This window comes from Microbacterium oleivorans (assembly GCF_023715745.1).
GTDB lineage: Bacteria > Actinomycetota > Actinomycetes > Actinomycetales > Microbacteriaceae > Microbacterium > Microbacterium oleivorans_D.
Genome location: NZ_JAMBOV010000005.1, coordinates 25,967 through 51,807 on the forward strand (window position 1 = coordinate 25,967; position 25,841 = coordinate 51,807).

General features: G+C 70.8%; 21 protein-coding genes, 1 tRNA gene and 1 other RNA gene. 14 read left to right on the top strand and 9 right to left on the bottom strand.

Features of this window, described 5'->3' with window-relative positions:
• Window positions 1–13 precede the first annotated feature (13 nt).
• Window positions 14–1,045 (bottom strand): AAA family ATPase, encoded by a 1,032-nt coding sequence (locus M3190_RS12480; RefSeq protein WP_251582144.1) that lies wholly within the window; start codon window positions 1,043–1,045, stop codon window positions 14–16.
• A gap of 91 nt (window positions 1,046–1,136) precedes the next feature.
• On the opposite strand from M3190_RS12480, the gene ffs reads away from it, so the two are divergent.
• The 5 genes from ffs to M3190_RS12505 all read left to right on the top strand — a co-directional run bounded on the left by ffs (window position 1,137) and on the right by M3190_RS12505 (window position 8,079).
• Window positions 1,137–1,233: signal recognition particle sRNA small type (ffs, locus tag M3190_RS12485), an RNA gene on the top strand.
• A gap of 51 nt (window positions 1,234–1,284) precedes the next feature.
• Window positions 1,285–3,423 (top strand): phosphate acetyltransferase, encoded by a 2,139-nt coding sequence (gene pta / locus M3190_RS12490; RefSeq protein WP_251582146.1) that lies wholly within the window; start codon window positions 1,285–1,287, stop codon window positions 3,421–3,423.
• A complete protein-coding gene (locus M3190_RS12495) occupies window positions 3,420–4,643 on the top strand; it encodes an acetate/propionate family kinase (RefSeq protein ID WP_251582148.1) in 1,224 nt (407 codons plus the stop codon). Before pta ends, M3190_RS12495 begins: the two co-directional genes overlap by 4 nt.
• A 46-nt stretch (window positions 4,644–4,689) precedes the next feature.
• A complete protein-coding gene (locus tag M3190_RS12500) occupies window positions 4,690–5,412 on the top strand; it encodes an HAD family hydrolase (RefSeq protein ID WP_251582720.1) in 723 nt (240 codons plus the stop codon).
• 48 nt (window positions 5,413–5,460) lie between these two features.
• A complete protein-coding gene (locus tag M3190_RS12505) occupies window positions 5,461–8,079 on the top strand; it encodes a glycoside hydrolase family 65 protein (protein WP_251582150.1) in 2,619 nt (872 codons plus the stop codon).
• A 2-nt stretch (window positions 8,080–8,081) separates the two neighbouring features.
• On the opposite strand, the gene M3190_RS12510 is transcribed toward M3190_RS12505, so the two are convergent.
• Complete coding sequence (locus tag M3190_RS12510) at window positions 8,082–9,188, bottom strand: FAD-dependent oxidoreductase (RefSeq protein WP_251582152.1); 1,107 nt, start codon at window positions 9,186–9,188, stop codon at window positions 8,082–8,084.
• A 93-nt stretch (window positions 9,189–9,281) separates the two neighbouring features.
• On the opposite strand from M3190_RS12510, the gene M3190_RS12515 reads away from it, so the two are divergent.
• Together M3190_RS12515 and recR are read left to right on the top strand one after the other, a co-directional pair.
• Window positions 9,282–11,363: a DNA polymerase III subunit gamma and tau gene (locus M3190_RS12515; RefSeq protein ID WP_251582154.1), complete on the top strand. Its 2,082-nt coding sequence runs from the start codon at window positions 9,282–9,284 to the stop codon at window positions 11,361–11,363.
• A 3-nt stretch (window positions 11,364–11,366) separates the two neighbouring features.
• Window positions 11,367–11,960 carry a recombination mediator RecR gene (gene recR / locus M3190_RS12520; protein WP_251582156.1) on the top strand — a complete coding sequence of 198 codons (594 nt, stop codon included), beginning with the start codon at window positions 11,367–11,369 and terminating at the stop codon, window positions 11,958–11,960.
• 1 nt (window position 11,961) lies between these two features.
• Here the strand turns inward: recR and M3190_RS12525 are convergent, their stop codons facing one another.
• Together M3190_RS12525 and M3190_RS12530 are read right to left on the bottom strand one after the other, a co-directional pair.
• Window positions 11,962–12,360, bottom strand: a complete 399-nt coding sequence (locus tag M3190_RS12525; RefSeq protein WP_251582158.1) for a DMP19 family protein — start codon at window positions 12,358–12,360, stop codon at window positions 11,962–11,964.
• Window positions 12,361–12,390: 30 nt separating this feature from the next.
• Window positions 12,391–13,782, bottom strand: coding sequence for a threonine/serine ThrE exporter family protein (locus M3190_RS12530; protein WP_251582160.1), 1,392 nt, complete (start codon window positions 13,780–13,782; stop codon window positions 12,391–12,393).
• 141 nt (window positions 13,783–13,923) lie between these two features.
• On the opposite strand from M3190_RS12530, the gene M3190_RS12535 reads away from it, so the two are divergent.
• Complete coding sequence (locus tag M3190_RS12535) at window positions 13,924–15,210, top strand: aspartate kinase (protein WP_064003044.1); 1,287 nt, start codon at window positions 13,924–13,926, stop codon at window positions 15,208–15,210.
• Between the two features lie 23 nt (window positions 15,211–15,233).
• Here the strand turns inward: M3190_RS12535 and M3190_RS12540 are convergent, their stop codons facing one another.
• Window positions 15,234–15,977 (bottom strand): SDR family oxidoreductase, encoded by a 744-nt coding sequence (locus M3190_RS12540; protein ID WP_251582162.1) that lies wholly within the window; start codon window positions 15,975–15,977, stop codon window positions 15,234–15,236.
• A gap of 52 nt (window positions 15,978–16,029) precedes the next feature.
• Here M3190_RS12540 and sigJ point away from each other — a divergent pair, with 52 nt between their 5' ends.
• From sigJ to M3190_RS12560, 4 genes are all read left to right on the top strand, one after another.
• Window positions 16,030–16,944 (top strand): RNA polymerase sigma factor SigJ, encoded by a 915-nt coding sequence (sigJ, locus tag M3190_RS12545; protein WP_251582164.1) that lies wholly within the window; start codon window positions 16,030–16,032, stop codon window positions 16,942–16,944.
• Window positions 16,945–17,065: 121 nt separating this feature from the next.
• The gene (locus M3190_RS12550; RefSeq protein ID WP_251582173.1) at window positions 17,066–18,136 is read left to right on the top strand and encodes an aspartate-semialdehyde dehydrogenase; all 1,071 of its coding nucleotides are present in this window, start codon (window positions 17,066–17,068) and stop codon (window positions 18,134–18,136) included.
• A gap of 133 nt (window positions 18,137–18,269) precedes the next feature.
• Window positions 18,270–19,820, top strand: coding sequence for a malate:quinone oxidoreductase (locus tag M3190_RS12555; protein ID WP_251582175.1), 1,551 nt, complete (start codon window positions 18,270–18,272; stop codon window positions 19,818–19,820).
• 9 nt (window positions 19,821–19,829) lie between these two features.
• Window positions 19,830–20,468, top strand: coding sequence for a thymidine kinase (locus M3190_RS12560; RefSeq protein WP_251582177.1), 639 nt, complete (start codon window positions 19,830–19,832; stop codon window positions 20,466–20,468).
• Window positions 20,469–20,474: 6 nt separating this feature from the next.
• On the opposite strand, the gene M3190_RS12565 is transcribed toward M3190_RS12560, so the two are convergent.
• The 4 genes from M3190_RS12565 to M3190_RS12580 all read right to left on the bottom strand — a co-directional run bounded on the left by M3190_RS12565 (window position 20,475) and on the right by M3190_RS12580 (window position 25,038).
• The gene (locus M3190_RS12565) at window positions 20,475–21,239 is read right to left on the bottom strand and encodes an HAD-IIB family hydrolase (RefSeq protein WP_251582179.1); all 765 of its coding nucleotides are present in this window, start codon (window positions 21,237–21,239) and stop codon (window positions 20,475–20,477) included.
• Between the two features lie 86 nt (window positions 21,240–21,325).
• Window positions 21,326–21,399 (bottom strand) — tRNA-Pro (locus tag M3190_RS12570).
• Between the two features lie 16 nt (window positions 21,400–21,415).
• Entirely contained in the window at window positions 21,416–22,384 is a 969-nt protein-coding gene (locus M3190_RS12575) for a metallophosphoesterase (RefSeq protein ID WP_251582181.1), read from the bottom strand.
• Complete coding sequence (locus M3190_RS12580) at window positions 22,381–25,038, bottom strand: transglycosylase domain-containing protein (protein WP_251582183.1); 2,658 nt, start codon at window positions 25,036–25,038, stop codon at window positions 22,381–22,383. The genes M3190_RS12575 and M3190_RS12580 overlap by 4 nt, the downstream gene beginning before the upstream one ends.
• Window positions 25,039–25,135: 97 nt before the next feature.
• Between M3190_RS12580 and M3190_RS12585 the strand changes: the two genes are divergently transcribed.
• Complete coding sequence (locus tag M3190_RS12585) at window positions 25,136–25,354, top strand: DUF4177 domain-containing protein (RefSeq protein ID WP_064003053.1); 219 nt, start codon at window positions 25,136–25,138, stop codon at window positions 25,352–25,354.
• Complete coding sequence (locus M3190_RS12590) at window positions 25,354–25,821, top strand: RidA family protein (RefSeq protein WP_251582185.1); 468 nt, start codon at window positions 25,354–25,356, stop codon at window positions 25,819–25,821. Before M3190_RS12585 ends, M3190_RS12590 begins: the two co-directional genes overlap by 1 nt.
• The last annotated feature ends 20 nt before the right edge of the window (window positions 25,822–25,841 follow it).

Below are 25,841 nucleotides of genomic sequence, written 5' to 3' on the forward strand. Positions count from 1 at the left end.
GTCGTCGGACCGCTCAGCGCGCGGCGACGGGGACGCGCACCGAGCGCACCACCGAGTCGAGCACCGACGTCACGAGGTCGGCGCCGCCCCGACCGCGCGCCATCGCGCCGCCGCGGGCGGCGATGAGGCGGTGGGCGAACACGGGTTCGAGCAGCGTCACGAGGTCGTCCGGGATCACGTACTCGCGCCCTTCGAGCGCAGCCCACACCTTGGCGGCCCGCACGAGCTGCAGCGTCGCGCGCGGGCTGGCGCCCAGGCGGAGGTCGCTGTGCTCGCGCGTGGCCCGCGAGAGCGCCACGGCGTACTCCTCGACCGCGGGGGAGACGTGCACCGAGCGTGCCCACGCGATGAGGGCGGCGACGCGCTCGGCCGAGATGACGGGACGGATCGCGTCGAGCGGGTTGGCGGTGTCGCGCTGGCGGAGCATGAGCGCCTCGTTCGCGGCATCCGGATATCCCATCGAGATGCGCATCATGAAACGGTCGCGCTGCGCTTCGGGCAGGGCGTAGGTGCCCTCCATCTCCATCGGGTTCTGCGTCGCGACGACGAGGAATGGATCGGGGAGGCCGCGGCTCGTGCCGTCCACGGTGACCTGGCGCTCCTCCATCGCCTCCAGCAGTGCCGACTGCGTCTTGGGCGACGAGCGGTTGATCTCGTCGGCGATGACGACGTGCGCGAAGATCGCTCCCGGTTTGAACTCGAACCGGCCCTCCGACTGGTCGTACACGCTGACGCCGGTGACATCGCTCGGGAGCAGATCGGGCGTGAACTGGATGCGGCGCACGGTCGCCCGGATGGACGCGCCGAGCGCCCGGGCGAGCATCGTCTTGCCCACACCGGGGACGTCCTCGATCAGGAGGTGTCCTTCGGCGAGCAGGCACACCAGCGCGGCACGGACGGCGTCGGGCTTGCCGTCGATGACCTGCGACACCGAGGCGATGAGTGCTCCGGTGGTCTCGGCGAACACCCCGGCGTCCACCCGGTTCGCCGCTCGGGACGCGGCGGCGCCCCCCGGCACCGTCATGGTCGTCTGGTCGTCGGTCATCCGTCCCCCTCACGCGGTCGGCGCATCAGCGCGCCCGACCCGATGCTAACCCGACCGTCACGGGCGGGCGCCGGACGTCGGGTAGACTGGCAGCAGCTCTCCGCGAGACGGCATCCAGGCCAACTCCCCCAGGACGGAAACGTAGCAAGGGTAACCAGGCTCTGCCGGGTTCGCGGAGAGTCTTTCTTTTGCCCGGGCGCTCCCAGCCCGTGCATGGACCGCGAGCCTAGGCTGGAGGCGTGGCTCAGAGCATCTACATCACGTCCGCCGAAGGTCACTCCGGCAAGTCGACGATCGCCCTCGGCGTGCTCGACACCCTCAGCCGGCGCTCGCCGCGCGTCGGCGTCTTCCGGGCGATCGCGCGGTCGACGGAGGAGCGCGACTACGTGCTCGAGATGCTCCTCGACCACGACGGCGTCGACCTCGGTTACGACGAATGCATCGGGGCCACCTACGACGAGGTCCGCGCCGACCCCGAGGCGGCGCTCGGCCGCATCGTCGAGCGCTACAAGGCCGTCGAGGCCCAGTGCGACGCGGTCGTGATCGTCGGCAGCGACTACACCGACGTGGGCAGCCCCGCCGAGCTCGGCTACAACGCGCGCATCGCAGCGAACCTGGGTGCCCCGGTCCTCGTGGTGCTGTCGGGGCAGCCCGCCGACGGCGAGCGGACGCCGGATGCCGGTGGGCTGACGCCCGCCCAGGTCGGCAACCTCGCGACGCTCGCGCTCGCCGAGCTCAAGCACGAGCGCGCGGGCATCTTCGCCGTCGTGGTCAACCGGGCCGACCCGGCGCACCTCGACGACATCGTCGCGGCCGTGCGTGCCGTTCCGGCGGCGTCGGGCGACATCGGGGTCTGGGCCATCCCCGAGGACGCCTACCTGGTCGCGCCCTCGGTCGCCGACGTCGCGCGCTCGCTCGGCGCGACGCTCGTGAAGGGCGATGAGGCGCTCCTCGATCGTGAGGTGCTCCACGTCGTCGTGGCGGGGATGTCGCTGAACAACGTCCTGCCCCGGCTCGAGGAGGCGGCGATCCTCGCCGTCGCCGCCGATCGCACCGAGGTGCTCCTGGCGGCGCTCCTGGCCAATGCGTCGGGCACGTTCCCATCGCTGTCGGGCATCGTCCTGTACGGCCCGTTCGAACTGCCCGAGCATGTCGAGCGGCTCATCGACGGACTCGATTCGAACCTGCCGATCCTCGCGACCGATCAGGGCACGTACGAGACGGTGCGCGGCATCATGAGCGCACGCGGACGGCTGGCCGCGCACTCTCAGCGCCGCTACGACACCGCCCTGGCGCTGTTCGAGCAGCACGTCGACACGGACGACCTCCTGCGCCGTATCGGTCTCGCGAGCTCCCAGGTCGTCACGCCCCTCATGTTCCAGTACGGGCTCATCGAGCGCGCGCGGCGGGAGCGTCGGAGGATCGTGCTGCCCGAGGGCGGCGACGATCGCATCCTGCGCGCCGCCGCGACGGCCCTCGCGCGCGGCATCGCCGACATCACCATCCTCGGCGAGCCCGTCGAGGTCCACTCGCGCGCCCTCGAGCTGGGTCTCGACATCCGGGCCGCCGAGGTGCTGAGCCCGTTCGACGCCGTGCACGTCGAGAAGTTCGCGCGCGAGTACGAGCGCCTGCGCGCACAGAAGGGCGTCACGTTCCGGCAGGCCGCCGACACCGTCACGGACGTCTCCTACTTCGGCACGCTCATGGTCCACCTCGGCCTCGCCGACGGCATGGTCTCGGGTGCTGCGCACACCACGGCGCACACCATCCGTCCGGCCTTCGAGATCATCAAGACGAAGCCCGGCGTCGACGTCGTCTCGAGCGTGTTCCTCATGGCGCTCGCCGATCGGGTGCTGGTCTACGGCGACTGCGCCGTCGTCCCCGACCCGACCGCACCGCAGCTGGCCGACATCGCGGTGTCGTCGGCGGCGACCGCCGAGCAGTTCGGCATCTCGCCGCGCGTCGCGATGCTCTCGTACTCGACCGGCGAGTCCGGCTCGGGTGCCGATGTCGAGAAGGTGCGCGAGGCGACGGCCCTCGTCCGGGAACGCGCGCCGCGGCTGCTCGTCGAGGGGCCCATCCAGTACGACGCCGCCACCGATGCGGCCGTCGCGGCCACGAAGATGCCGGACTCCGACGTCGCCGGTCGCGCGACGGTCTTCGTGTTCCCCGACCTGAACACCGGGAACAACACCTACAAAGCCGTGCAGCGTTCGGCGGGCGCCGTCGCGATGGGCCCCGTGCTCCAGGGACTGAACAAGCCCATCAACGACCTGTCCCGCGGAGCGCTCGTCGAGGACATCGTCAACACGATCGCCATCACCGCGATCCAGGCTCAGAACGCCGCGGATGCCGCGACGCCGGAGGCCCGCGCATGACCCCCGTCCTCGTCATCAACAGCGGTTCGTCGTCGTTCAAGTACCAGCTCGTCGACGTCGACACGGATCGGCCGCTCGCATCCGGCCTGGTGGAACGGATCGGGGAGGAGTCCGGCCTCGCGACGCACACGGTCTTCTTCGCCGGTGACGGAGCGACCGTGGCGGCGACGAAGGCGACCTCGCGCATCGAGCGGGAGATCCCGGACCACACCACGGGCTTCGCCGTGATGCTCGAGGCGTTCGCCGCACAGGGACCGTCGCTCGAGGGCGCGCGGCCGGTCGCCGTCGGTCACCGCGTCGTGCAGGGTGGGGCGCGCTTCTTCGAGCCGACCCTCGTCACGCCCCTCGTCGAGATCAACATCGACGAGCTCTCCGCCTTGGCCCCGCTCCACAACCCCGGAGCGCTGCAGGGCATCCGTGCGGCCCGGGCCGCGTTCGCCGACGTCCCGCACGTCGCGGTGTTCGACACCGCGTTCCACCAGACGATGCCCCCGGAGGCGTACACCTACGCGATCGACCGTGACACGGCGCAGAAGCATCGCATCCGCAAGTACGGCTTCCACGGCACGAGTCACAAGTTCGTGAGCGAAGCCGCTGCTGCCTTCCTGGAGCGGCCGCTGTCGGAGCTGTCGCAGATCGTCCTCCACCTCGGCAACGGCGCGTCGGCGACCGCGATCCGGGGCGGCGCCTCGGTCGACACGTCCATGGGTCTCACACCGCTCGAGGGTCTCGTGATGGGCACCCGCTCGGGTGACATCGATCCGTCGGTGTTGGGGGTGCTCGCTCGCCGTGAGGACATGACCCCCGGCGAGCTGGACGCCTTCCTCAACAAACGCAGCGGGCTGCTCGGCCTCGCCGGTGCGTCCGACATGCGGGACATCGACGCCCGCCGTCGGTCGGGGGATGCCGACGCGCAGCTCGCCTTCGACGTCTACATCCACCGGCTCCGTGCGTACATCGGCGCCTACCTGGCCCAGCTGGGCGGCGTCGACGTGATCTCGTTCACCGCAGGTGTCGGGGAGAACTCCGCCGTCGTGCGCGCCGCGGCACTCGAGACCTTCGGCTTCGCGGGTGTGCGACTGGACGCCGAGCGCAACACGTCGGGGGAGCGCGGCATCCGCGTCATCTCGACGGACGACTCGCCGGTCACGGTGCTCGTCGTGCCCACCGACGAGGAGCTGGAGATCGCCCGTCAGGCGCACGCCGTCGCCACGGCGTGACCGAGGCTCGGTGCGGGGCCGTGACGGATACGCTGGTGCGGTGACGATGGACGAGCTCCCCGACCTCACCCGTTTCGACGGTGTCCTCTTCGACCTCGACGGCGTCCTGACCCCGACGGCCGAGGTCCACATGCACGCCTGGCAGAGCATGTTCACCGAGCTGTTCCGGTCATGGGGGGTGGAGCCGGCGTACTCCGAAAGCGACTACTTCGAGCACCTCGACGGCAAGAAGCGGTACGACGGAGTGGCGAGCCTGCTGCGATCCCGCGACGTCGAGGTGCCGTGGGGCGACCCGTCCGACGATCCGTCCCTCGACACGGTGTGCGGGATCGGCAACCGCAAGAACATCGTGTTCGAGCGCGTGCTTCGTGCCGACGGCATCGCGCCGTACCCGGGCTCGCTCGCGCTGGTCGAGAAGCTGCAGGCCGCCGGCGTCCCGATCGCGGTGGTCTCGAGCTCGAAGAACGCCCGCGAAGTGCTGACCGTGGCCGGCATCATCGACCGCTTCCCGGTCATCATGGACGGCGTCGTCGCCGAGGCCGAGCATCTGGCGTCGAAGCCCGCCCCCGATGTGTTCGCGCGGGCCGCGGAGATGCTGGGCGTCGACCCTGCGCGCAGTGCCGCGGTCGAGGACGCGCACTCCGGCGTGCGGTCGGCCGCCGCCGCCGGGTACGGTCTCGTGGTGGGCGTCGACCGCGGCGCGGGTGTCGACGCCCTCCGCGCAGCCGGCGCCCACGTCGTCGTGGACGACCTCGCCGCCTTCGCCTGAGCCCCGGCATCCCCCTCTTTCCGTCCTGACACCCGTAGAAGGACCCGCATGATCGATCGTCACCGCTTTCCCGTGGACCCGTGGCGTCTCGTCGAGACGTCGTTCTCGCTCGACGACCCCGGCGTCACCGAGACCCTGTTCGCCGAGGGCAACGGCTACCTCGGCCTGCGCGGGAATCACCCCGAGGGGCGCCACGCGCACGAGCACGGGACCTTCCTCAACGGCTTCCACGAGGTCTTCCCGATCCGGCACGCCGAGCGCGCGTTCGGCTTCGCGGAGGTCGGGCAGACGATCATCAACGCGCCCGACAGCAAGGTCATGCGCGTGTACGTCGACGACGAGCCGCTCTCGCTCGACATCGCCGACCTGCGCGAGTACGAGCGCGCCCTCGACATGCGCCGGGGAGTGCTGACCCGCCACGTCCGATGGATGACGCCGAGCGGCAAGGACGTCGTGATCGACTACGAGCGCATGGTCTCTTTCGAGGAGCGCCACGTCGCGGTCATGCGCATCTCGGTCACGGTGCTGAACGCGGATGCCCCGGTCACGATCAGCTGCCAGATGATCAACCGGCAGGACGGTCAGGACGTGTACGGCGGTCCGGGGCTCGGCAAGCAGGCCGACGCCGGGTTCGACCCGCGCAAGGCCGACGGCTTCGCGAACCGGGTGCTGCAGCCCGAGGACTACTGGCAGGACGGCACCCGCGCCGCGCTGTCGTACAAGGTGACCGACTCGGGGATGACCGTCGCCGTCGTCGCCGACCACCTCGTCGAGACCGAGAACGAGTACTCGTCGCGTTCCCTCGTCGAGCCCGACGTGGCCAAGAACGTCTTCCGCGTGCAGGCCAAGCAGGGTGTGCCGGTCACCATCACGAAAGCCGTCGCCTACCACACGTCGCGCGGCGTCCCCGCGCGCGAGCTCATCGAGCGCGGCCGGCGCACGCTCGACCGCGTCGAGCACGAGGGCATCCAGCGGCTCTTCGACCGCCAGGAAGCCTGGGTCCAGGCGTTCTGGGAGCGCTCGGACGTCGTCATCGAGGGTCACGACGATCTGCAGCAGGCGACGCGCTGGTGCCTGTTCCAGCTCGCGCAGGCAGCGGCCCGCGCCGATTCGCTGGGTGTGCCCGCGAAGGGTGTGACGGGGTCCGGCTACAGCGGCCACTACTTCTGGGACACCGAGGTCTACGTCCTGCCGTTCCTCGCGTACACGACGCCGCTCTGGGCGCGGAACGCGCTGCGGATGCGCTACCTCATGCTCCCCGCCGCTCGCCGGCGGGCCGGGCAGCTCAACGAGGCCGGCGCGCTGTTCCCGTGGCGGACGATCAACGGCGAGGAGGCCTCGGCCTACTACGCCGCGGGCACCGCGCAGTACCACATCAACGCGGACGTCGCCTTCGCTCTCGGCAAGTACGTGCGGGCCACGGGCGACATCGACTTCCTCCACCGGGAGGGTGTCGACATCCTGGTCGAGACGGCACGGCTCTGGGCGACCCTCGGGTTCTGGCGCTTCACCGAGACGGGGGACCCCGAGAGTTTCCACATCCACGGTGTGACCGGTCCCGACGAGTACACGACTGTCGTCAACGACAACCTGTTCACGAACGTCATGGCGCGGTACAACCTGCGGTACGCCGCCCGCGTCGTCCGCGAGATGGCGGTCGACCAGCCGGATGCGTACCGTGCGATGGTCGACCGGCTCGACCTCGACGAGGCGGAGCCGATCGCGTGGCAGAGCGCCGGCGAGGCGATGCACATCCCGTACAGCGAGGCCCTCGGCATCCATCCGCAGGACGCCGTCTTCCTCGAGCGCGAGGTCTGGGACCTCGAGAACACGCCCGCCGAGCAGCGCCCGCTGCTGCTGCACTTCCACCCGCTCGTGATCTACCGGTACCAGGTGCTCAAGCAGGCCGACGTCGTGCTCGCGCTCTTCCTGCAAGGCAACCAGTTCACGCCGGCGGAGAAGCTCGCCGACTTCGAGTACTACGACGCCCTGACCACGGGGGACTCCACGCTGTCGGCGGTCGTGCAGGCGATCCTCGCCGCCGAGGTCGGGTACCAGGACCTTGCGCTGGAGTACTTCCGCGAGTCGGCGTTCGTCGACCTCGGCGACCTGCACCGCAACGCCTCCGACGGCGTCCACGTCGCCTCCGCCGGAGGTGTCTGGACCGCGCTCGTCGCCGGCTTCGGCGGCATGCGCGACCACCGCGGCGCGCTCAGCTTCGACCCGCGCCTGCCCGCGGACTGGCCGTCGCTGTCGTACACGCTCCACTGGCACGGCACCCGACTGCAGGTGACGGTCCGTCGTGACGAGATGACGGTCGCCGCCGGCGAGGGCGAGGCCGTGTCGTTCACGGTCCGGGGCGCCGGATACACGGTCGCGGCCGGTGAGACGGTCACGGTGCCGCTCGAGGGTCAGGGCCCCGTGATCCCGGGGCGTCCGACACTCCGACAGATCGGGGAGCAGCTGCGCGAGGACGGCACGCTGCTGTCCGCGTCGGTGCCCGACGCGACGGCGGCGACCTCCGTCCCGGTGCACACGGGCACGATCCCGATCGTGACCGCCGAGGAGCAGCCGACGGATGCCGGGGAGCAGGCGGCGCCCGAGCCCGACACCCGCACGCGGCAGTTCCCCGCGGTCGACGCGGGCGATGTCACCGCGACGGTCTGAACTCAGACCGTCGCGGCGGCGCGCTCACGCACGATGGCGCGGACCGCGTCGCGGCCGGCGCGGTTCGCGCCGACCGTCGACTGCGACGGACCGTAGCCGATGAGGAACAGCCGGGGTTCGTCGATCGAGCGGGTGTCGCGCACACGCACACCGCCGGCGGGGGTGCGCAGCCCGAGCGGGGCGAGGTGCGCGATGTCGGCGCGGAACCCGGTCGCCCAGAGGATGACGTCCGCCGGCTCGAGGGTGCCGTCCGGCATCCGTACCCCATCCGGCTCGATGGCGGTGAACATGGGATGCCACACCAGGGCGCCCCGGTCCTTCGCCGCCTGCGCCCACGGTGACCAGTGCGCCCCGGTGACCGAGACGACGCTGCCCGGCGGCAGCCCCTGCCGGACGCGTTCCTCGACGCCGGCGATCGCCTGGATGCGCGCGGCGGTGTCGAAGGCGGTCGCGTCCCACTGAGGTTCGGCGCGCGACACCCAGAGGGTCTCGGTCACCTGCGAGATCTCGTCGAGCAGCTGGATCGCCGAGACACCCGCGCCCACGATGACGACGCGCCGGCCGCGGAACTCCTCCGCCGTGCGGTAGTCGTGCACGTGCAGCTGCCGACCGGTGAACGTCGCCTGCCCGGGGTAGGTCGGCCAGAAGGGCTTCCGCCACGTGCCCGTGGCGTTGATGACGTACCGCGCCGCCCAGGCGTGGGCGCCGTCGCTGGTGTCCGCCTCGACGATCAGCCGGCCGCGCGGGTCGTCGTCGGCTCGTCGGACGGCGCGCACCTGCACGGGGCGACGGACCGCGAGCTCGAACCGCGCCTCGTAGGCGGCGAAGTACTCCGGCAGGACCTCCCGGCTGGCCGCCCGCGGATCCGCCGGCGGCACGGCGTAGCCGGGGAGCTCGTGGATGCCGTTGACCGTACCCATCCGCAGCGACGGCCACCGGTGCTGCCACGCGCCCCCGGCATGCGTCTCGGCGTCCACGACGACGAACGTGGGCGCCTCCGCCCCGGCGTCCCCGAGTGGGACGAAGCCGCGGTGACGCAGATGGTAGGCAGCGCTGAGCCCGGCCTGCCCCGCGCCGATCACGGCGACGTCGACGGGCTCGGGGGACATGACGGCTGCAACGTGAGACCGACCCCGGCTGTTCCCGGTGCCCGGAGCCTCGGCGCCGGATCGGATGTCGGCGCCACGCCGTAGTCTGTTGTGGTGACCACCGCCCTGTACCGCCGCTATCGCCCGGAGACCTTCGGCGAGATGATCGGACAGAGCCAGGTGACCGACCCGCTCATGACGGCGCTGCGCAGCGACCGGGTCGGCCACGCCTACCTCTTCTCGGGCCCGCGCGGCTGCGGCAAGACGACGTCGGCGCGCATCCTCGCGCGCTGCCTCAACTGCGCACAGGGGCCGACCGACACCCCGTGCGGCGAGTGCGACTCCTGCAAGGAGCTCAGCCGCGGCGGCGGCGGGTCGCTGGACGTCGTCGAGATCGACGCGGCCTCCCACAACGGCGTCGACGACGCCCGCGACCTGCGCGAACGCGCCGTGTTCGCTCCCGCGCGCGACCGGTTCAAGATCTTCATCCTCGACGAGGCGCACATGGTGACGGCGCAGGGGTTCAACGCCCTGCTCAAGCTCGTCGAGGAACCGCCCGCGCACGTCAAGTTCATCTTCGCGACGACCGAGCCCGAGAAGGTCATCGGGACGATCCGCTCCCGCACGCACCACTACCCGTTCCGTCTCGTGTCCCCCGCAGCGATGCTCGAGTACGTCGAGCAGCTCTGCCGGAGCGAGGGTGTGACGGTCGAGCCCGGTGTCCTGCCGCTCGTGGTCCGCGCCGGCGGAGGGTCTCCGCGTGACACCCTGTCTCTCCTCGACCAGCTGATCGCCGGTTCCGAGGACGGCGCCGTCGGTTACGAGCGCGCCGTCGCGCTGCTGGGCTACACGCACGCGGAGCTTCTCGACGAGGTCGTCGACGCGTTCTCCTCGCATGACGCGGCGGCCGCCTTCGGCGCCGTCGATCGCGTCGTGCAGACCGGTCAGGATCCGCGCCGGTTCGTCGACGATCTGCTCGAGCGGCTGCGCGACCTCATCATCGTCGCGGCGACCGGCGAGGGGGCTCGTGCCGTGCTGCGCGGCGTCCCCGCGGACGAACTCGAGCGCATGGGCCGCCAGGCGGCCGCCTTCGGCACCGACCGGCTCTCGCGGATCGCCGACCTCGTCGTCACCGCACTCGACGACATGACGGGGACGACGTCGCCGCGCCTGCAGCTCGAGCTGCTCGTCGCCCGCGTCCTCGCCGCGACGGATGCGGCGGCTCCCGCGCCCGCCGCGGGGTCAGCCGCCTCGGGGTCGGCCGCCTCTGCCCCTCCCGGGTCGGAGCCCGCGCCGCGTCCGGTCGCGTCCGCGCCGGCCCCGGCGTCCGCTCCGGTCCCGGCATCCCCCGCGTCGACGCCGGCGCCGGCCGCGCCCGAACCGACGCCCGCGGTGGTGCTGGACCCGCCCGTCCCGACCGGGCCGGTGACCTTCCCGCAGATCCGCGACTCGTGGCCCGAGATCCTGCGGCGGCTCGAGGACATCAGCCGCACCTCGTGGATGATCGCGAGCGCCTCGCGCCCGGTCGCATATGCGGAAGGCGACATCCTCACGCTGTCGTTCCAGAGCCACGCGGACGTGCAGTCGTTCAAGAAGCTGAACGCGGGCAAGGGTCCCAGTGAGGACCTGCGCACGGCGATCCTGTCGGTGCTGGGCGTGCGGGTGAAGTACCTCACCCGTCACGACACCGATCCCACCCCGCCGCCGCCCGGCGGTGTCGGCCCCGAGGTCCCGCCCGCGCCGACCCCCGATTCCGGCGGAGCGGTCGCGCCCGCGGCATCCCGTCCCGCGCCGGCCGCCCCGGCGCGGCCCGCGCCCGCGGCCGCCGCTCCCGTCACCGAGTGGGCGGTCGCCCCGATCCCCACGGACGACGGGGCACCGTCGGCGCAGTTCGCGGTCGACGACGAGCCCGAGGATGCGGCTCCTCTGCCCGTGCGCACGCTCACCGCCCCGCGGGAGGGCGATGTCCTGCCCGCCGAGGCCCCGGACGACGATGAGGACGATGTGCCGCCGCCGGTGGATGCCGATGCCCCTGTCCCGGTGCACACGCCGCCGCCCACCACGCCGGCCCCCGAGTCGCCGCGAGCGCCCCGCCCGGGCGGCATCGAGCGCGTCGGTGAGGCAGCGGTGCGCCAGCTGCTCGGCGCGCGCTTCGTCCGCGAAGAGCCGTACACCCCGCCGACGAGGTTCAACTGACCCATGTACGACGGCATCGTCCAAGACCTGATCGACGAGTTCGGACGCCTCCCCGGCATCGGCCCGAAGTCGGCCCAGCGCATCGCGTTCCACATCCTGCAGACCCCGTCCTTCGACGTGTCGCGGCTCGCCCACCTGCTGTCCGAGCTGCGGGAACGGGTGAGGTTCTGCGAGATCTGCGGGAACGTGTCCGAGCAGGCGCAGTGCTCCATCTGCCGCGATCCGCGGCGCGACCGCACGTTCATCTGCGTCGTCGAGGATGCGAAGGACGTCGCGGCGATCGAGCGCACCCGCGAGTTCCGCGGGCTCTACCACGTGCTGGGCGGCTCGATCAGCCCCATGGCGGGCATCGGACCCGACGACCTGCGCATCGCCCAGCTCATGCAGCGCCTCGCCGACGGCACCGTGACCGAGGTCATCCTCGCGACCAACCCGAACCTCGAGGGCGAGGCGACGGCGACCTACCTCAGCCGGCTGCTCCACACCCTCGAGATCAGTGTGACGCGCCTCGCGTCGGGTCTGCCGGTCGGTGGCGACCTCGAGTACGCGGACGAGGTCACCCTCGGTCGGGCGTTCGAGGGGCGCCGCGCGGTCTGATTCAGTCCGTCGGGGCGAAGAGCGCGGGCTCCTCGGTGAGCGTCCGCTCGATGGCCGCGGTGATGTCCTCGTCCACGGCGCGGTACTCGTCGTTGACGCGCTCCTCGGCCTCGCCCCAGGCCTCGTCGTCTCCCACGCCGGCCGTCTGGTCGTACTCCGCAGCCGCGCGGTCGATCGCCTCCGCCGTGGATTCCAGCCCGAGGGTGCGGTACCCGTCGGCCACGGCGTCGAGGGGGAACTCCTCGTCGGCCGCGTGGGTCTCGACGGCGTACCAGAACCCGCCGTTGTGGACCATGCCGTGGAACGTCAGGACGCGGCGGACGGCGAGGTCGCCGGGATGCGTCGCGGGTACGTCGTACTCCAGTGCGCGGTTCCAGATCTCGTCACTCGGGGAGCTCATGCCGCGAGCATACTTCGACGGACGGAGGCGTCATCCGCGTTCGCGCGCGCGGGCGCGGATGACGGTGCCCAGGGTCGCGCGGAGCGGCTGGCCGACGTAGATGCCGAGGGAGGCGCCGACGGCCAGCGCGATCCCCACCGTGGCCGCCGACGCGAGGGTCGTGAACCCGATGAGCAGGGTCACCGTGCTCTGACCGGACTCGACGACCCCGAGGAGGCCCCGGAACACCGCCGCCCCCGGCACCATCGGCAGGATCGCGGCCGTCGTGATCGCCACCGACGGCACGTGCAGCTTGTAGGCGGCGAGGATGCCGAGGAGGCTCCCGGCGAACGCCCCGACACCGCTGGCGGCCGCGGACTCGAACCCGAGAGCGGATGCCGCGGTGTACCCCGCCCACGCGACGACGCTCAGCCCGACGCTGACGGCGACGACCCGCAGCCCCGCGCCGTTGTAGATCGTCACGGAGACGGCGATGAGTGCTGCTCCCGCGAACTGCAGCGGAATCGGGCCGAAGGGGAGCGGGTCGTTCGGGGCGTCCATCCCTGCGCCGACGACACGTGCCGTCTCGAGGCCCGCGAGGATGCCCAGCACCACCCCGAGGGTCTGCGTCGTGAGTTCCAGGATGCGGCCGGTCGCCGTCAGCGCGAAGCCGTCGATCGCGTCCTGCGCCGCCCCCACCACGGTGAGCCCGGCGAGCATCAGCACGATGCCCGAGGCCACGATGACCGACGGACGGATCTCCTGCGCCGCCATCCAGCCCGTCGCCTCGAGCCGCGGTGCGACGGCGGCGATGAGGGTCAGGACGAAGGCGCCGGCGACCTGGCTGAAGAAGAACGGCACGCGCGCGCGGCCGAGCAGGAATTGCGTGACCGCCGCGCCGCCGGCGGCGATGAACGACAGCAGGATCACGAGCCAGTTGGCCCCGAACATGAGGGCGACGCCGACGGCCAGGAGGGCCTGAGCCGCGACGATGACGGGCGGGTGGTAGGCGAAGGGCGTGCGGCGCACGACGCGGAATTCGGCACGAGCGGATTCCAGCGGCATCCCGCCCCGGATCGCCGCGACCAGCGCCTGCAGCCGTTGCAGTCTCGCGTGGTCGGGGGCCTGGCTGCGCACGACGCGCATCAGGGTGATGGGACGGTCGGCGCCGCTGCGGTGATGCGCGACCGTGATGGAGTTGTAGCTCACGTCGACGTGGACGGGGTCCAGTCCGTAGACACCCGCGACCCGCACGATGGTGAGCGTCACTTCGCTGGCGGGTGCGCCCGAGGCGAGCATGGACTCGCCGATCCGGATGGCCAGGTCGAGGACGCCGACGGCGAATGCATCGTCGATGACGGGCAGCATCTCGGTGTGCGGAGTCGAGCTCTCCGGAGCACGGACGAGGGCCTGCAGCGACGTGAAGAACTGGCGTCGTCCCATATGCTCCAGCCTAAATCAGGGCTCCCGGCGGTCCGCCTGCGTCACATGGCCGTGGCGGCACGGGCCGCTCCGTAGGATGGTGCGCGGGCGTGAGTCTCCGCCCGCCGGCTGCGCCCGGCATCCACCCGGGAGTATCCGACCATGGCCCTGATCGTCCAGAAGTACGGCGGTTCGTCCGTCGCCGACGCCGAGAGCATCCGTCGCGTCGCGAAGCGGATCGTCGACGCCCGCCGTGCCGGCCACGACGTCGTCGTCGCCGTCAGCGCGATGGGCGACACCACCGACGAGCTGCTCGACCTCGCGTCGCAGGTCTCGCCGTTGCCCGCGCCGCGCGAGCTCGACATGCTGCTCTCCAGCGGTGAGCGGATCTCGATGGCGTTGCTGGCGATGGCGATCAACTCGATGGGCTTCGAGGCGCGCTCGTTCACCGGCAGCCAGGCCGGCATGATCACCGACAGCTCGCACGGCGCCGCCCGCATCGTCGACGTCACCCCGGTCCGGGTGCGCGAGGCACTCGACGAGGGCGCGATCGTCATCGTCGCGGGCTTCCAGGGCTTCAGCCGCGACACCCGCGACATCACGACCCTCGGTCGCGGGGGATCCGACACGACCGCCGTCGCGCTCGCCGCCGCTCTGAACGCCGATGTCTGCGAGATCTACAGCGATGTCGACGGCATCTTCACCGCCGACCCGCGGGTCGTCCCGAAGGCCCGGAAGCTCGCGACCGTCCAGTCCGAGGAGATGCTCGAGCTCGCCGCGAACGGCGCCAAGGTGCTCTACATCCGCGCCGTCGAGTTCGCCCGCCGTCACGGCGTCATGATCCACGCCCGCTCGACATTCAGCTCGGGCGTCGGCACGTACGTTCTCGGTCCGGGGATGACCGCCCCCGACCACGAAGAGGGAGAAGAGATGGAAGAGCCCATCGTCACCGGTGTCGCCACCGACCTCAGCCAGGCCAAGATCACCGTCGTCGGTGTGCCCGACGTCCCCGGCAAGGCCGCCGAGATCTTCAAGATCGTCGCCAAGTCCGGCGCCAACGTCGACATGATCGTCCAGAACGTCTCGGCGGCGGCGACCGGCCGCACCGACATCTCGTTCACGCTCCCCAAGGCCGAGGCGTCGACGGCGCTGCGTGCGCTGTCGGTGGAGCAGGGGAGCGTCGGCTTCGACAAGCTCGTCCACGACGACCAGATCGGCAAGCTGTCCGTCGTCGGTGCCGGCATGCGGACCCACTCCGGTGTCTCGGCGACCCTGTTCGAGGCGCTGTCGACGACCGGTGTGAACATCGAGATGATCTCGACCTCCGAGATCCGCATCTCCGTCGTCGTCCGCGGAGACGACCTCGCCGAGGCGGCGCGCGTCGTGCACACCGCGTACGGTCTCGACGGCGACACCGAGGCCGTCGTCCACGCCGGTACCGGACGCTGACGACGACCCCGGGGCCTCCCGGCTCAGCGCTGCGCGGCGAGCCAGTCGTCGAAGGACGGCCCGGCGAGCGTCGCCCCTGCGCTCGGCAGGTTGGCGCCTGACCGCATCCCGCGCATCTGCGCGCCCGGGACGCTGACGGGGATGACGGGACGCCGTGATCCGTCGCGGCGCACCCACTCCCGGATCATCCGATCGAGCCGCTCCTCGCGCGGCCCTGCGAGGTCCGCGACGCGACCCTGCGGTCCGGTGAGGGCCAGCGTGACGAGCCGCGCCGCGACCTCCGCGGCGGCGACCGGCTGCACGCGGGCGCGCGGCGCCAGCTGCAGCGGCCCGAGACGCGCCTGTGCCGCCACCTGGCCCGCGAACTCGTGGAACTGCGTCGCCCGCAGGATGCTCCACGGCACCGTGTTGCGTTCGAACAGGTCCTCCTGAGCGATCTTGCCGGCGTAGTAGCCGTCGGGGTTGCGGTCGATCCCCACGATCGACAGCAGCACGGCGTGGGCGGTTCCCGCGGTCGCTGCCGCCGCGAGCAGGGTGCCGGATGCCGCGCGGAAGAACTCCGTCGCTGTCGCCGCGCTCGTGGTCCCGACGCTCGCCGCGTCGATGACGGCGGTCGCCCCCGCCAGTGCGCGGTCCACTGCTGCCCGGTCGCGCAGGTCGACTCCCGCCGCCCGCGAGAGGACGACCGCGTCGTGCCCCTCCGCGCGCACCCGCTTCACCACGAGCCGTCCGACCGTGCCCGTTCCGCCCGTCACTGCGATCTTCATGTCGCCCCTTCCGATGGTGTGTCACTGTGGTGACGACGCAGCCTCCGCGAATGTGAGGCCGAGGACGGAGATCGCGATGACGGATGCCGCGACGCAGACGGATGCCGCGATCGGCGAGGTCGACGCGCATCGCCGCATCCTGGTCGCCGCGGCCCATCGGATGCTGGGAACGCTCGCGGAGGCCGAGGACGCCGTGCAGGAGGCGTTCGTCCGGTGGATCCGGCTGCACCCCTCCGAGCGCGCCGCGATCGCGAACCCCGCGGGATGGCTCATGCGGGTGACCGGCAGGATCTGCCTCGACACGCTCGGCTCGGCGCGGGCGCGACGCGAGACGTACGTCGGGGAGTGGCTGCCCGAGCCGGTGCCGGCGGACCTCTCGAACGGCGACCCGGCCGAGGCCGCTCTCGCCGCCGAGAGCGTCTCGACGGCGCTCCTTCTCGTCCTGGAGACGCTCACGCCGGCGGAGCGCGTGGCCTTCGTGCTGCACGAGGTCTTCGCGGTGCCGTTCGGCGAGATCGCCGAGGTGCTCGGCCGTTCGCCCGCCGCGTGCCGGCAGCTCGCCGCATCCGCTCGTCTTCATGTCGGACGCCGGAGCGGTGCCGCCGTCCCCCGCAGTCGCCACGACGAGGTCGTCGCAGCGTTCGCCGCCGCAAGCGCGACGGGCAGGCTCGATGCCCTCGTGCGGGTGCTCGCGCCCGACGTCGTACTCGTCTCGGACGGCGGCGGGGTCGTCTCGGCCGCCCGGCGGCCGGTGCGCGGCGTGGACCACGTGGCGAGGTTCCTGCTGGGTCTCGCGCGGAAGCAGCCGACCGCGGCCTATGAGCCGATGGTCACCGGCGACGGGCTCGGATTCGTGATCCGGCTGAACGGCACGGTGGCCGCCGTCGTGACGTTCGCGACCGACGGGGAGCGGATCACCGACGTCTGGATGATGCGCAACCCCGGGAAGCTCCGAGCGTGGGTGTGACGGCCGGACGACACATGCGGGTCACGGCACGCGCCGCGCCGGTAGAATCGCCGGAACCCGCTCTTCTGCGCCCTGTCGCGACGCCCCGTCGCGCGGCGCCGCACCCTCGAGGAACCGCACCATGACCGTCTTCTCCGATTCGGGATTCTCCGTCGCCGTCGTCGGCGCCACCGGCCAGGTCGGGACGGTGATGCGCGACATCCTCGTGGAGCGCGCGTTCCCCATCCGTGAGCTCCGTCTGTTCGCGACGGCGCGGTCCGCCGGCTCCACCATCGAGGTGGACGGTCGCGAGATCGTCGTCGAGGACGTCGCGACGGCTGATCCCGCGGGCATCCAGATCGCGCTGTTCTCCGCCGGCGCCACGGGCTCGCGCGCGCACGCACCGCGGTTCGCCGAGGCCGGCGCGGTCGTCATCGACAACTCCAGCGCCTGGCGCATGGACCCCGAGGTGCCGCTCGTCGTCAGCGAGGTCAATCCGCACGCGATCGAGGACCTCCCCAAGGGGATCATCGCCAACCCCAACTGCACGACGATGGCCGCGATGCCGGTCCTGAAGCCGCTCCACGTCGAGGCGGGACTCGTGCGTCTCACGGTCAGCACCTACCAGGCCGTCTCAGGGTCGGGACTGGCAGGCGCGGAGGAACTGCTCGGCCAGGTCGAGTCGGTCGTCGCACAGGGCGGGGCGATCGGCCTCGTCCACGACGGCGCCGCCGTCGACTTCCCGGCGCCGCAGAAGTACGTCGCCCCGATCGCCTTCAACGTCATCCCCTTCGCGGGCAACCTCGTCGACGACGGCGAGGACGAGACCGACGAGGAGAAGAAGCTCCGCAACGAGAGCCGCAAGATCCTCGAGCTGCCCGAGCTCCGGGTCGCCGGCACCTGCGTCCGGGTGCCGGTTTTCACGGGTCACTCGCTCTCGATCCACGCGGAGTTCGTGCAGGACATCACGCCCGCCCGCGCGCGGGAGGTGCTCGAGGGCGCCGCTGGTGTCGCCCTCGCCGACGTGCCGACGCCGCTGGCGGCCGCCGGCGCCGACCCGAGCCTGGTCGGCCGCATCCGTGCCGATCAGTCCGCCCCCGAGGGCAAGGGTCTCGTCCTGTTCATCAGCAACGACAACCTCCGCAAGGGGGCCGCGCTGAACGCCGTCCAGATCGCCGAGCTCGTCGCCGCGAACCTCGCCGCCCGCGTCTGAGGACGGATGCCGGGTCCCCGCCCTCGCGCCGGGGCACCCGGCATCCGTGTTTCACCTGGGGAAAGAACCCTCATTCCTGCATCGTCGAGGGGGCCGCGGCGGCGATCGCCCGCGGCCCGGCGACGTAGACTGGATGACCGTGACTGACAATCCCGGAGCAGACGATCACGCCGTTGAGGATGCCGCAGCGAGCAGCCCCGCCGCAGTGAGTCCGACGGAGACGTACGACGCCCTGCTGATCGGCGGCGGCATCATGAGCGCCACCCTCGGCACCCTCCTGCAGCAGCTCGAGCCGGGATGGAAGATCGGCGTCTTCGAGCGTCTCTCCGAGGTCGCGCAGGAGTCGTCGAACGCCTGGAACAACGCCGGCACGGGGCATGCCGCTCTGTGCGAGCTGAACTACACGCCCGAGGGTCCGGACGGCACGATCGACCCCGCGAAGGCGATCGGGATCAACGAGCAGTTCCAGCAGTCGCGGCAGCTGTGGAGCGCCCTCGTCGAGCGAGGTGTCCTCGATGAGCCGACCACATTCATCAACGCGACCCCGCACATGACCTTCGTCCGCGGTGAGAAGGATGTCGCCTTCCTGAAGAAGCGGTACGAGGTGCTCAGGGAGAAGCCGCTGTTCGCCGGCATCGAGTACTCCGAGGACTCGCGCGTCATCAACCAGTGGGCCCCGCTCCTGATGCAGCAGCGTCGCAAGGGCGAGCCCTTCGCGGCCACCCGTGTTCCTGCGGGCACCGACGTCGACTTCGGCTCCCTCACCCGTCAGCTGTTCGACCACCTCGCCGCGCAGGGCGTCGACGTCGAGACGAACCGCGAGGTGCGCGATCTGAAGCGTCAGAAGGACGGCACGTGGGAGGTCACCTATCGCCACACGGTCGGCCGGACCCCGGGCAAGGTGCGGGCGCGGTTCGTGTTCGTCGGCGCCGGCGGATGGGCCATCAAGCTTCTGCAGCGCTCCGGCATCCCCGAGATCTCCGGGTACGGGGTGTTCCCGATCGGCGGCCAGTGGCTGAAAACCTCCAAGCCCGAACTCGTCGCGCAGCACAAGGCCAAGGTGTACTCGCAGGCCTCGGTGGGCGCGCCTCCCATGTCTGTGCCGCACCTCGACACGCGCGTCGTCGACGGCGAGGCGTCGCTGCTGTTCGGCCCGTTCGCGACGTTCAGCCCGAAGTTCCTCAAGAACGGGCGGATGACCGACATCATCGCCCAGGTGCGCCCGGGCAACATCCTTCCGATGCTCAAGGTCGCGATCGACAACCCCGGCCTCATCAAGTACCTCGTCGGCGAGCTCCTCAAGGGGCACGGCAAGAAGGTGGACTCGCTCCGCGACTTCATGCCGAGCGCGCGCGACGAGGACTGGGAGCTCCTGCAGGCCGGTCAGCGTGCCCAGGTCATGAAGAAGGACCCCAAGAAGGGCGGCGTGCTCCAGTTCGGCACCGAGGTCGTCAGCTCGGCAGACGGCTCCATCGCCGGCCTGCTCGGGGCGTCCCCGGGCGCGTCGACAGGTGCGTCGATCATGCTGGGCCTGCTCAAGACATGCTTCGCCGACCGCCTGCCGGCGTGGGAGCCGACGCTGAAGGAGCTCATCCCGACGTACGGGCAGACCCTCAACGATGCACCCGAGACGGCGCACGAGGTTCTGCGGTCGACGGCCGCAGCCCTCAAGATCAACGCCTGAGACGCATCCGTGGCGAAGCTCTACTTCCGCTACGGCGCGATGAACTCGGGCAAGTCCACGGCGCTGCTGCAGGCCGCGTTCAACTACGAGGAGCGCGGCCAGCACGTCCTGCTCGCGAAGCCCGAGATCGACACGAAGGGTGCCGATCAGATCTCCAGCCGTCTCGGCGTGGAGCGCAAGGTCGACTTCCTCATCGGTCCGGACGACGACGCCCGCGCCCTGTTCGCCGAGCACCGGCGTCGGGTGCAGATCGAGGCCGAGGCGGCGCTCGTGCCCGACACCCGGACGGACGTCGCCTGCCTGCTGATCGACGAGGCGCAGTTCCTCGCGCCGGATCAGATCGACGACCTGCTGCGGATCGCGGTGAACGACGGCATCCCGGTCCTCGCCTACGGCATCCGCACCGACTTCCAGACCCGGGCCTTCCCGGGCTCAGCGCGCCTCATGGAGCTCGCCCACAGCCTCGAAGAGCTGAAGACCATCTGCCGCTGCGGCAGCAAGGCGCTGTTCAACGCGCGCCTCGTCGGCGGCCGGTTCGTCTTCGACGGGGATCAGGTCGCGATCGACGAGCTGTCGGCCGACCGCGTCACGTACGAGTCGATGTGCGCGCGCTGCTATCTGCGGGAGTCCGGCGGACGGCTGCGCTGACTCCGCTCAGCGGGCCGGCAGCGTCGGGATCAGCTCGTCGAGGTAGGCGGCGGTGTCCTCCCAGCCCTCGACGGCGTGGCAGGTGACACCCATCGCCAGGACGGGGTAGTCGTTGCCGTGCTCATCGAGGCGGTCGCCGACGAAGAGCATGTCGTCGAGGGGGATGCCGGTCTGCTCGGCGAGCTTGCGCATGCCGTACGCCTTGTCGATCCCGCGGTGGGTGATGTCGACCGAGGTGGAGCCGCCGGAGCGGACCTCGAGATCCGGGATGCGAGCGGCCACCGCGTCGCGCAGGGCGTTCTTCTTCTCGCCGGAGGGGTCCCACGCGGTCTTGGCGTCGAGGGGAGCGGACTGTCCGAGGGCGGAGAAGGTGATCTGCGACCCGCGGTCCTCGAGGATCGGACCCCACGTCTGCTCGGCCCAGAGGCCCAGTCGCCTCGCCTCCTCCTCGACCGCTGTGAGGGCGCGGTGCTTCTCGTCGGCGGTGAGCGAGAGGGCGTAGACCGTCTCGACGCCGTCCTCGGTGAGGCGGTAGTACTGCGTGCCGCAGGTCGGCATGAGGTGGATGTGGGCGAGGAGGTCGGCGCTCGCCTCGGGGAGGCGCTCGACGACCTGCGAGCGGAACTGCTGCAGCTGGCCGCCGGAGATGATCGCGACCTCGACGCGCTCCGCCAAGCGCAGCAGCTGCTCGCCGATCCGGGGGTCGATGGCGCTCTTGGACGGCGCGAGGGTGTCGTCGAGATCGAAGGCGACGAGGCGGGGAGAGGTCATGGTGCTCCGTTCGGCGGGAGATGCGATGGCCCCTCCGAGGAGGGATGAGAAAGGCCCCGCCGGTGTCCGGCGGAGCCTCTCTGCGGTCGGGGTGACAGGATTTGAACCTGCGGCCTCGTCGTCCCGAACGACGCGCGCTACCAAGCTGCGCCACACCCCGTGGCAACCCTCCGAGTCTACCCTGCCGAGGCCCCGTCCGGCGAATCGGCGGCGCGTCGCGCACGGAGGATCAGCACCGACGCCTCGGGCCGGCACGCGAAGCGCACCGGGGCGTAGATGGAGTGGCCGAGGCCCGCGCTGACGTTCAGCGGCACCGTGCGGCCGCCGTGCGTCCACGAGCTGAGGCCGCGCGCCTTCTCGAGCGGGATGTCGCAGTTCGACACCAGAGCCTTCTTCGCGAAGGGGATCCGGACCTGGCCGCCGTGGGTGTGCCCGCCGATGAGGAGGTCTGCACCGGCATCCGTGAACGCGTCCAGGACCCGACGGTACGGCGCGTGCGTCACGCCCAGGCGCACGCGGGCGCCGTCGCCGAGCGAGCGCAGGGCGTCCCCGGCCGCCTCGAGGTCGTCGAAGTCGCGGTGCGCGTCGTCGACACCGAACCCGTCGATGCGGATGCCGCTGACGCGGACGCTCGCGGCGGTGTTGTCGATCAGCGTCTCGCCGAGACCGGTCAGGTACTCGTCGAGCGCGTCGGTGTCGAGCGACGGGGTGAAGGACTCGTGGCTCTGCGGGCCCGAGGGGCCGAAGAGGTATCTGATCGGGTTCCGCGCGCTGGGGGCGACCTTGTCGTTGGATCCGTGCACGAAGAAGCCGGGGACGCCGCGCAGGGGGGCGAAGGCCGCCCGGATGCCGCGCAGCCCGTCCGCGTGCCCGAGGTTGTCGCCTGTGTTGACGACGAGGTCCGGTTGCACGCGATCGGCGATGTCGGCGATCCAGCGCTGCTTGCGGTGCTGCCAGGGCGCCATGTGGGCGTCGGAGAGGTGCAGGACGGTCACCGACGGAGTGCCCGGCGGCAGGATCGCGAGTTCGTGCTGTCGCAGCGTGAAAAGGTAGCGCTCGATCCCGACGCCCCAGATCCCGGCGGCGGCGCCGACCGCCCCCACCGCGCCGAGCGCGGTGAGGGCGGTCTGTCCTGCCGGCCTCACGGACCGTTGCCGTTGCCGGGACCGTTGCCGCGGCCGTTGTTGCCGCCGCCGTTCCCGTCACCGTCGCCGTTGCCGTCGCAGTCGGAGGACTGGTACTCGATGGTGATCGTGGCGTCTCGGCTCACGGTCTCGCCCGCAGCGGGATCCGTGCCTGTGACAACGCCCTCCGCGGGCGCGCCGTCGTTGTCCTCACAGCTCTGCGCGACGTTGCGGAACCCGGCGTCGGACAGCGCCCTCGCCGCCTGCTCCGGGGTGCCGCTCACACCGGGCACCACGACACCCTCGCCGTTGCTCGGGTTGATGGTCACCGTCGTTCCCGCGACGACACGTCCGGCACCGGGCGTCTGCGACACGATCGTACCCTCGGACTCCGGCGACGCCACGGGTTCGCCGACGATGACGCTGAAGCCGGCGTCCTCGATCCGATCGGTCGCGGCATCGACGTCGAGGCCGATGACGCTCGGCAGCTGCGCGTAGCTGCGTTTGGTGAGCTCCGGCGACGGCTGAGGGAAGGCCGAGCCGCCGAACTCGGCATTCGCGGCTCGCTGCATGGCGGGCCAGATCGAGTTGCGGATGCGCGAGAGGCGATAGCCGCTCTCGTAGTGGTTCTCGAGGCGCTCCTGACCCTTGACGTTGCCGACCCAGACCGCGGTCGTGACCTCGGTGCTCGAGCCGATCATCCACGTGTGGAGGAACTGGTGGATACCGGTCTTGCCAAAGATCGGCACACCGTCGAACGTGCGGGCACCGCTGCCGGTGCCGCTTGCGGTCATGACGCTCTCCAGCACGAAGGCCGCCGTCGCCGCGACGTCCTCGCTGAGCTTGCGCTCGCACTTCGTGTCGGGGATGGGCTGCTCCTCACCGTCGGCGTTCACCACGCGATCGATCGCCTTGGCGGCGCACAGGGTGCCGTTCGACGCGATCGCGGCGTACGCGTTCGCCATGTCGATGGGCGCGACGTCCTGCGACCCGAGGACGTCGTAGGGGTTGTTGTTCTGATCGAGCGGCTGGCCGTTGCCGAGCGTGACGCCCAGGTCACCGGCGACACGGTTCGTCGTGCACACCGGGATCTTCTCCGCCATGGTCAGGAAGCCGGAGTTCAGCGAATCCTTCGTGAAACGTGCCACCGTTCCGGTGTAGCCGCGGTTGCCCTCGAAGTTGCCGATCCGGGGGTTCCCATCGGGTCCCGTTCCCTCACCGGTGTACACGGTCTGCGTCGCCCCGTCGCACGTCTGCACGGTCTTCGTGCCGACGCGCCCGTTGAGCGTCTCGTTCACCGAATGGCCCTGCTGCATCCAGTTGATGAGGCTGAAGACCTTGTAGGTCGAGCCCGCGGAGTGACCGCCGCCACCGTTCTTCACGGGGACGTTGTAGTTGACCTGCGTGGTCGTCGTGTCGTCGGCCTGATCAGCCCAGGGGCGGTTCTGCACCATGGAGAGCACGCGACCCGTGCCGACCTCGACCTGGACACCGGAGGCTCCGAGGTTCATGTAGTCCACACTGGCGGGAACGACGGAGATCGCCTCGTTCGCGGCCTCCTGCAGCGAGACATCGAGCGTCGTGTACACGCTCAGTCCGCCGCGACGGAGGGCCGCGATGCGGTCGTTCGGCTCCTCGCCGAACGCGGGGTCGCTGCGGATGATCGACGTCACGTAGGCGCAGAAGAACTCGGCACCCTTGGCGACAGAGCAGCCCTGCGGGCGGGTCGTGATCTTCGGCTCGATGGGCGCGGCGACGGCCTCGTCGTGCTCCGCCTTCGTGATCTTCTTGTCCTCGAGCAACCGGTTCAGGACGTAGACCTGACGCGTCTTGGACAGCTTGTAGCCGTCGTCGGCACCGTTGAGAGGGGTGCCGTCCTTCGCAACCGTCGAGCCGCCGGGCTTGTCGATGCGCAGAGTGTTGGGCTCCTGCACCATGCCCGCGATGACGGCTGCCTGCCCGATGGTGAGCTTGTCGGGTGTGGTGTCGAAGTAGTGGCGCGCCGCGGCACCGATGCCGTAGACCGACCCGCCGAAGTGCGCGATGTTGAGGTACCCGAGCAGGATCTCGTCCTTCGAGTACTCCTTCTCCAGCTGGATGGCGTAGCGCATCTCCTGGATCTTGCGCTGGTAGCCCTCGGTGCCCTGGTTCGCGGTCGATTCCTTGAAGCAGGCCTCGACCTCCTCCGTGCTGACGGCCTTCGCCTCGCAGGTCTGCTGCAGGACGTTCTTGACGTACTGCTGCGTGATGGAGGATCCACCGCGGTTCGAGCCGGAGCTCGCGTTGCGTGCGAGGGCGCTCAGCGTGCCGAGCAGGTCGATGCCGCCGTGCGTGTAGAAGTTCTTGTCCTCACTCGAGAGGACTGCGTCGTACATCACCGGATTGACCTGGTCGAAGGTGACCGGGATGCGGTTCTGGTCGTAGAACTCGGTGAGCTTGACGTTCTTGCCGTCGTCGTTCTTCGCGTAGATCGTCGTCGGGAGCATGAGCTTCTCGATCTTGAGATAGCTCGGCATGTTCTCGAACATCTTGATCGCGCTCGTCGCGGCGTAGCCGGAGACGGCGATCGCGGGGGTGATGGTCGCCGTGACGAGAAGAGCAGCCACGGTGCTCAGACCGATGAGGCCCAACAGGCCTCCGAGCACACCGGTGGCCGTGCGTTTCGAGTGGGGCATAGGCTGATCGTAAGGGAGATAGCTGGGTGACGCCTCGGTGACGCTCCCGTCGTCGCGCCCTTCAGGGCCGCCCCGCCACGACCTCCGGGAGCACCGCATGACCACGTGGGAGTACATGACCACGCCCCTGCTCATCCACAACACCGCTGCCATCCTCAACAACTGGGGCAAGCAGGGGTGGGAGCTCGTCCAGGTGGTGACAGGTCCCGAGGGTGGCCTCGTCGGCTACTTCAAGCGCCCCTCGGGCGGCGACGGTTCCGCCAACGCGGGACTGGATGCCGCGGCCCAGGCCGCCCGTCAGTTCGGGCAGGGCTGATGTCGGTCTCGGCGCGGCTCGCCGAACTCGGGATCGAACTGGGTGCGGTCGTCCCGCCCCTCGCGGCCTACATCCCCGCGAAGGTGCACGGCGACCTCGTCTACACGTCGGGCCAGCTCCCGATGATCGAGGGCGCGCTCCCGACCACCGGCAAGGTCGGCGAGGGCGACGGTCTGGTCTCCGCGGACGACGCCGCCGCACTCGCACGTCAGTGCGCGCTGAACGCCGTCGCGGCGGCGGCCTCCGCGGTGGGCGGTGTCGACCGGCTGACCGGCGTCCTGAAGGTGACCGGATTCGTGGCATCCGTCCCCGAGTTCACCGGGCAGCCCGCCGTGATCAACGGCGCGAGCGGTGTGCTCGGCGAGATCTTCGGCGATGCCGGCCGCCACGCGCGCTCCGCCGTCGGCGTCCCCGTCCTGCCGTTGGACAGTCCGGTAGAGGTCGAGGTCGTCTTCTCGCACGCGTGAGCGGCCGGCCGGCCGGTCTC

Excerpts from the sequence above, each read along its gene's own strand:
- M3190_RS12480 (WP_251582144.1), bottom strand. The coding sequence starts at position 1,045 with ATGACCGACGACCAGACGACCATGACGGTGCCGGGGGGCGCCGCCGCG.
- M3190_RS12495 (WP_251582148.1), top strand. The coding sequence starts at position 3,420 with ATGACCCCCGTCCTCGTCATCAACAGCGGTTCGTCGTCGTTCAAGTAC.
- M3190_RS12500 (WP_251582720.1), top strand. The coding sequence starts at position 4,690 with ATGGACGAGCTCCCCGACCTCACCCGTTTCGACGGTGTCCTCTTCGAC.
- M3190_RS12505 (WP_251582150.1), top strand. The coding sequence starts at position 5,461 with ATGATCGATCGTCACCGCTTTCCCGTGGACCCGTGGCGTCTCGTCGAG.
- M3190_RS12510 (WP_251582152.1), bottom strand. The coding sequence starts at position 9,188 with ATGTCCCCCGAGCCCGTCGACGTCGCCGTGATCGGCGCGGGGCAGGCC.
- recR (WP_251582156.1), top strand. The coding sequence starts at position 11,367 with ATGTACGACGGCATCGTCCAAGACCTGATCGACGAGTTCGGACGCCTC.
- M3190_RS12525 (WP_251582158.1), bottom strand. The coding sequence starts at position 12,360 with ATGAGCTCCCCGAGTGACGAGATCTGGAACCGCGCACTGGAGTACGAC.
- M3190_RS12530 (WP_251582160.1), bottom strand. The coding sequence starts at position 13,782 with ATGGGACGACGCCAGTTCTTCACGTCGCTGCAGGCCCTCGTCCGTGCT.
- M3190_RS12535 (WP_064003044.1), top strand. The coding sequence starts at position 13,924 with ATGGCCCTGATCGTCCAGAAGTACGGCGGTTCGTCCGTCGCCGACGCC.
- M3190_RS12540 (WP_251582162.1), bottom strand. The coding sequence starts at position 15,977 with ATGAAGATCGCAGTGACGGGCGGAACGGGCACGGTCGGACGGCTCGTG.
- M3190_RS12550 (WP_251582173.1), top strand. The coding sequence starts at position 17,066 with ATGACCGTCTTCTCCGATTCGGGATTCTCCGTCGCCGTCGTCGGCGCC.
- M3190_RS12555 (WP_251582175.1), top strand. The coding sequence starts at position 18,270 with ATGACCGTGACTGACAATCCCGGAGCAGACGATCACGCCGTTGAGGAT.
- M3190_RS12565 (WP_251582179.1), bottom strand. The coding sequence starts at position 21,239 with ATGACCTCTCCCCGCCTCGTCGCCTTCGATCTCGACGACACCCTCGCG.
- M3190_RS12580 (WP_251582183.1), bottom strand. The coding sequence starts at position 25,038 with ATGCCCCACTCGAAACGCACGGCCACCGGTGTGCTCGGAGGCCTGTTG.
- M3190_RS12585 (WP_064003053.1), top strand. The coding sequence starts at position 25,136 with ATGACCACGTGGGAGTACATGACCACGCCCCTGCTCATCCACAACACC.
- M3190_RS12590 (WP_251582185.1), top strand. The coding sequence starts at position 25,354 with ATGTCGGTCTCGGCGCGGCTCGCCGAACTCGGGATCGAACTGGGTGCG.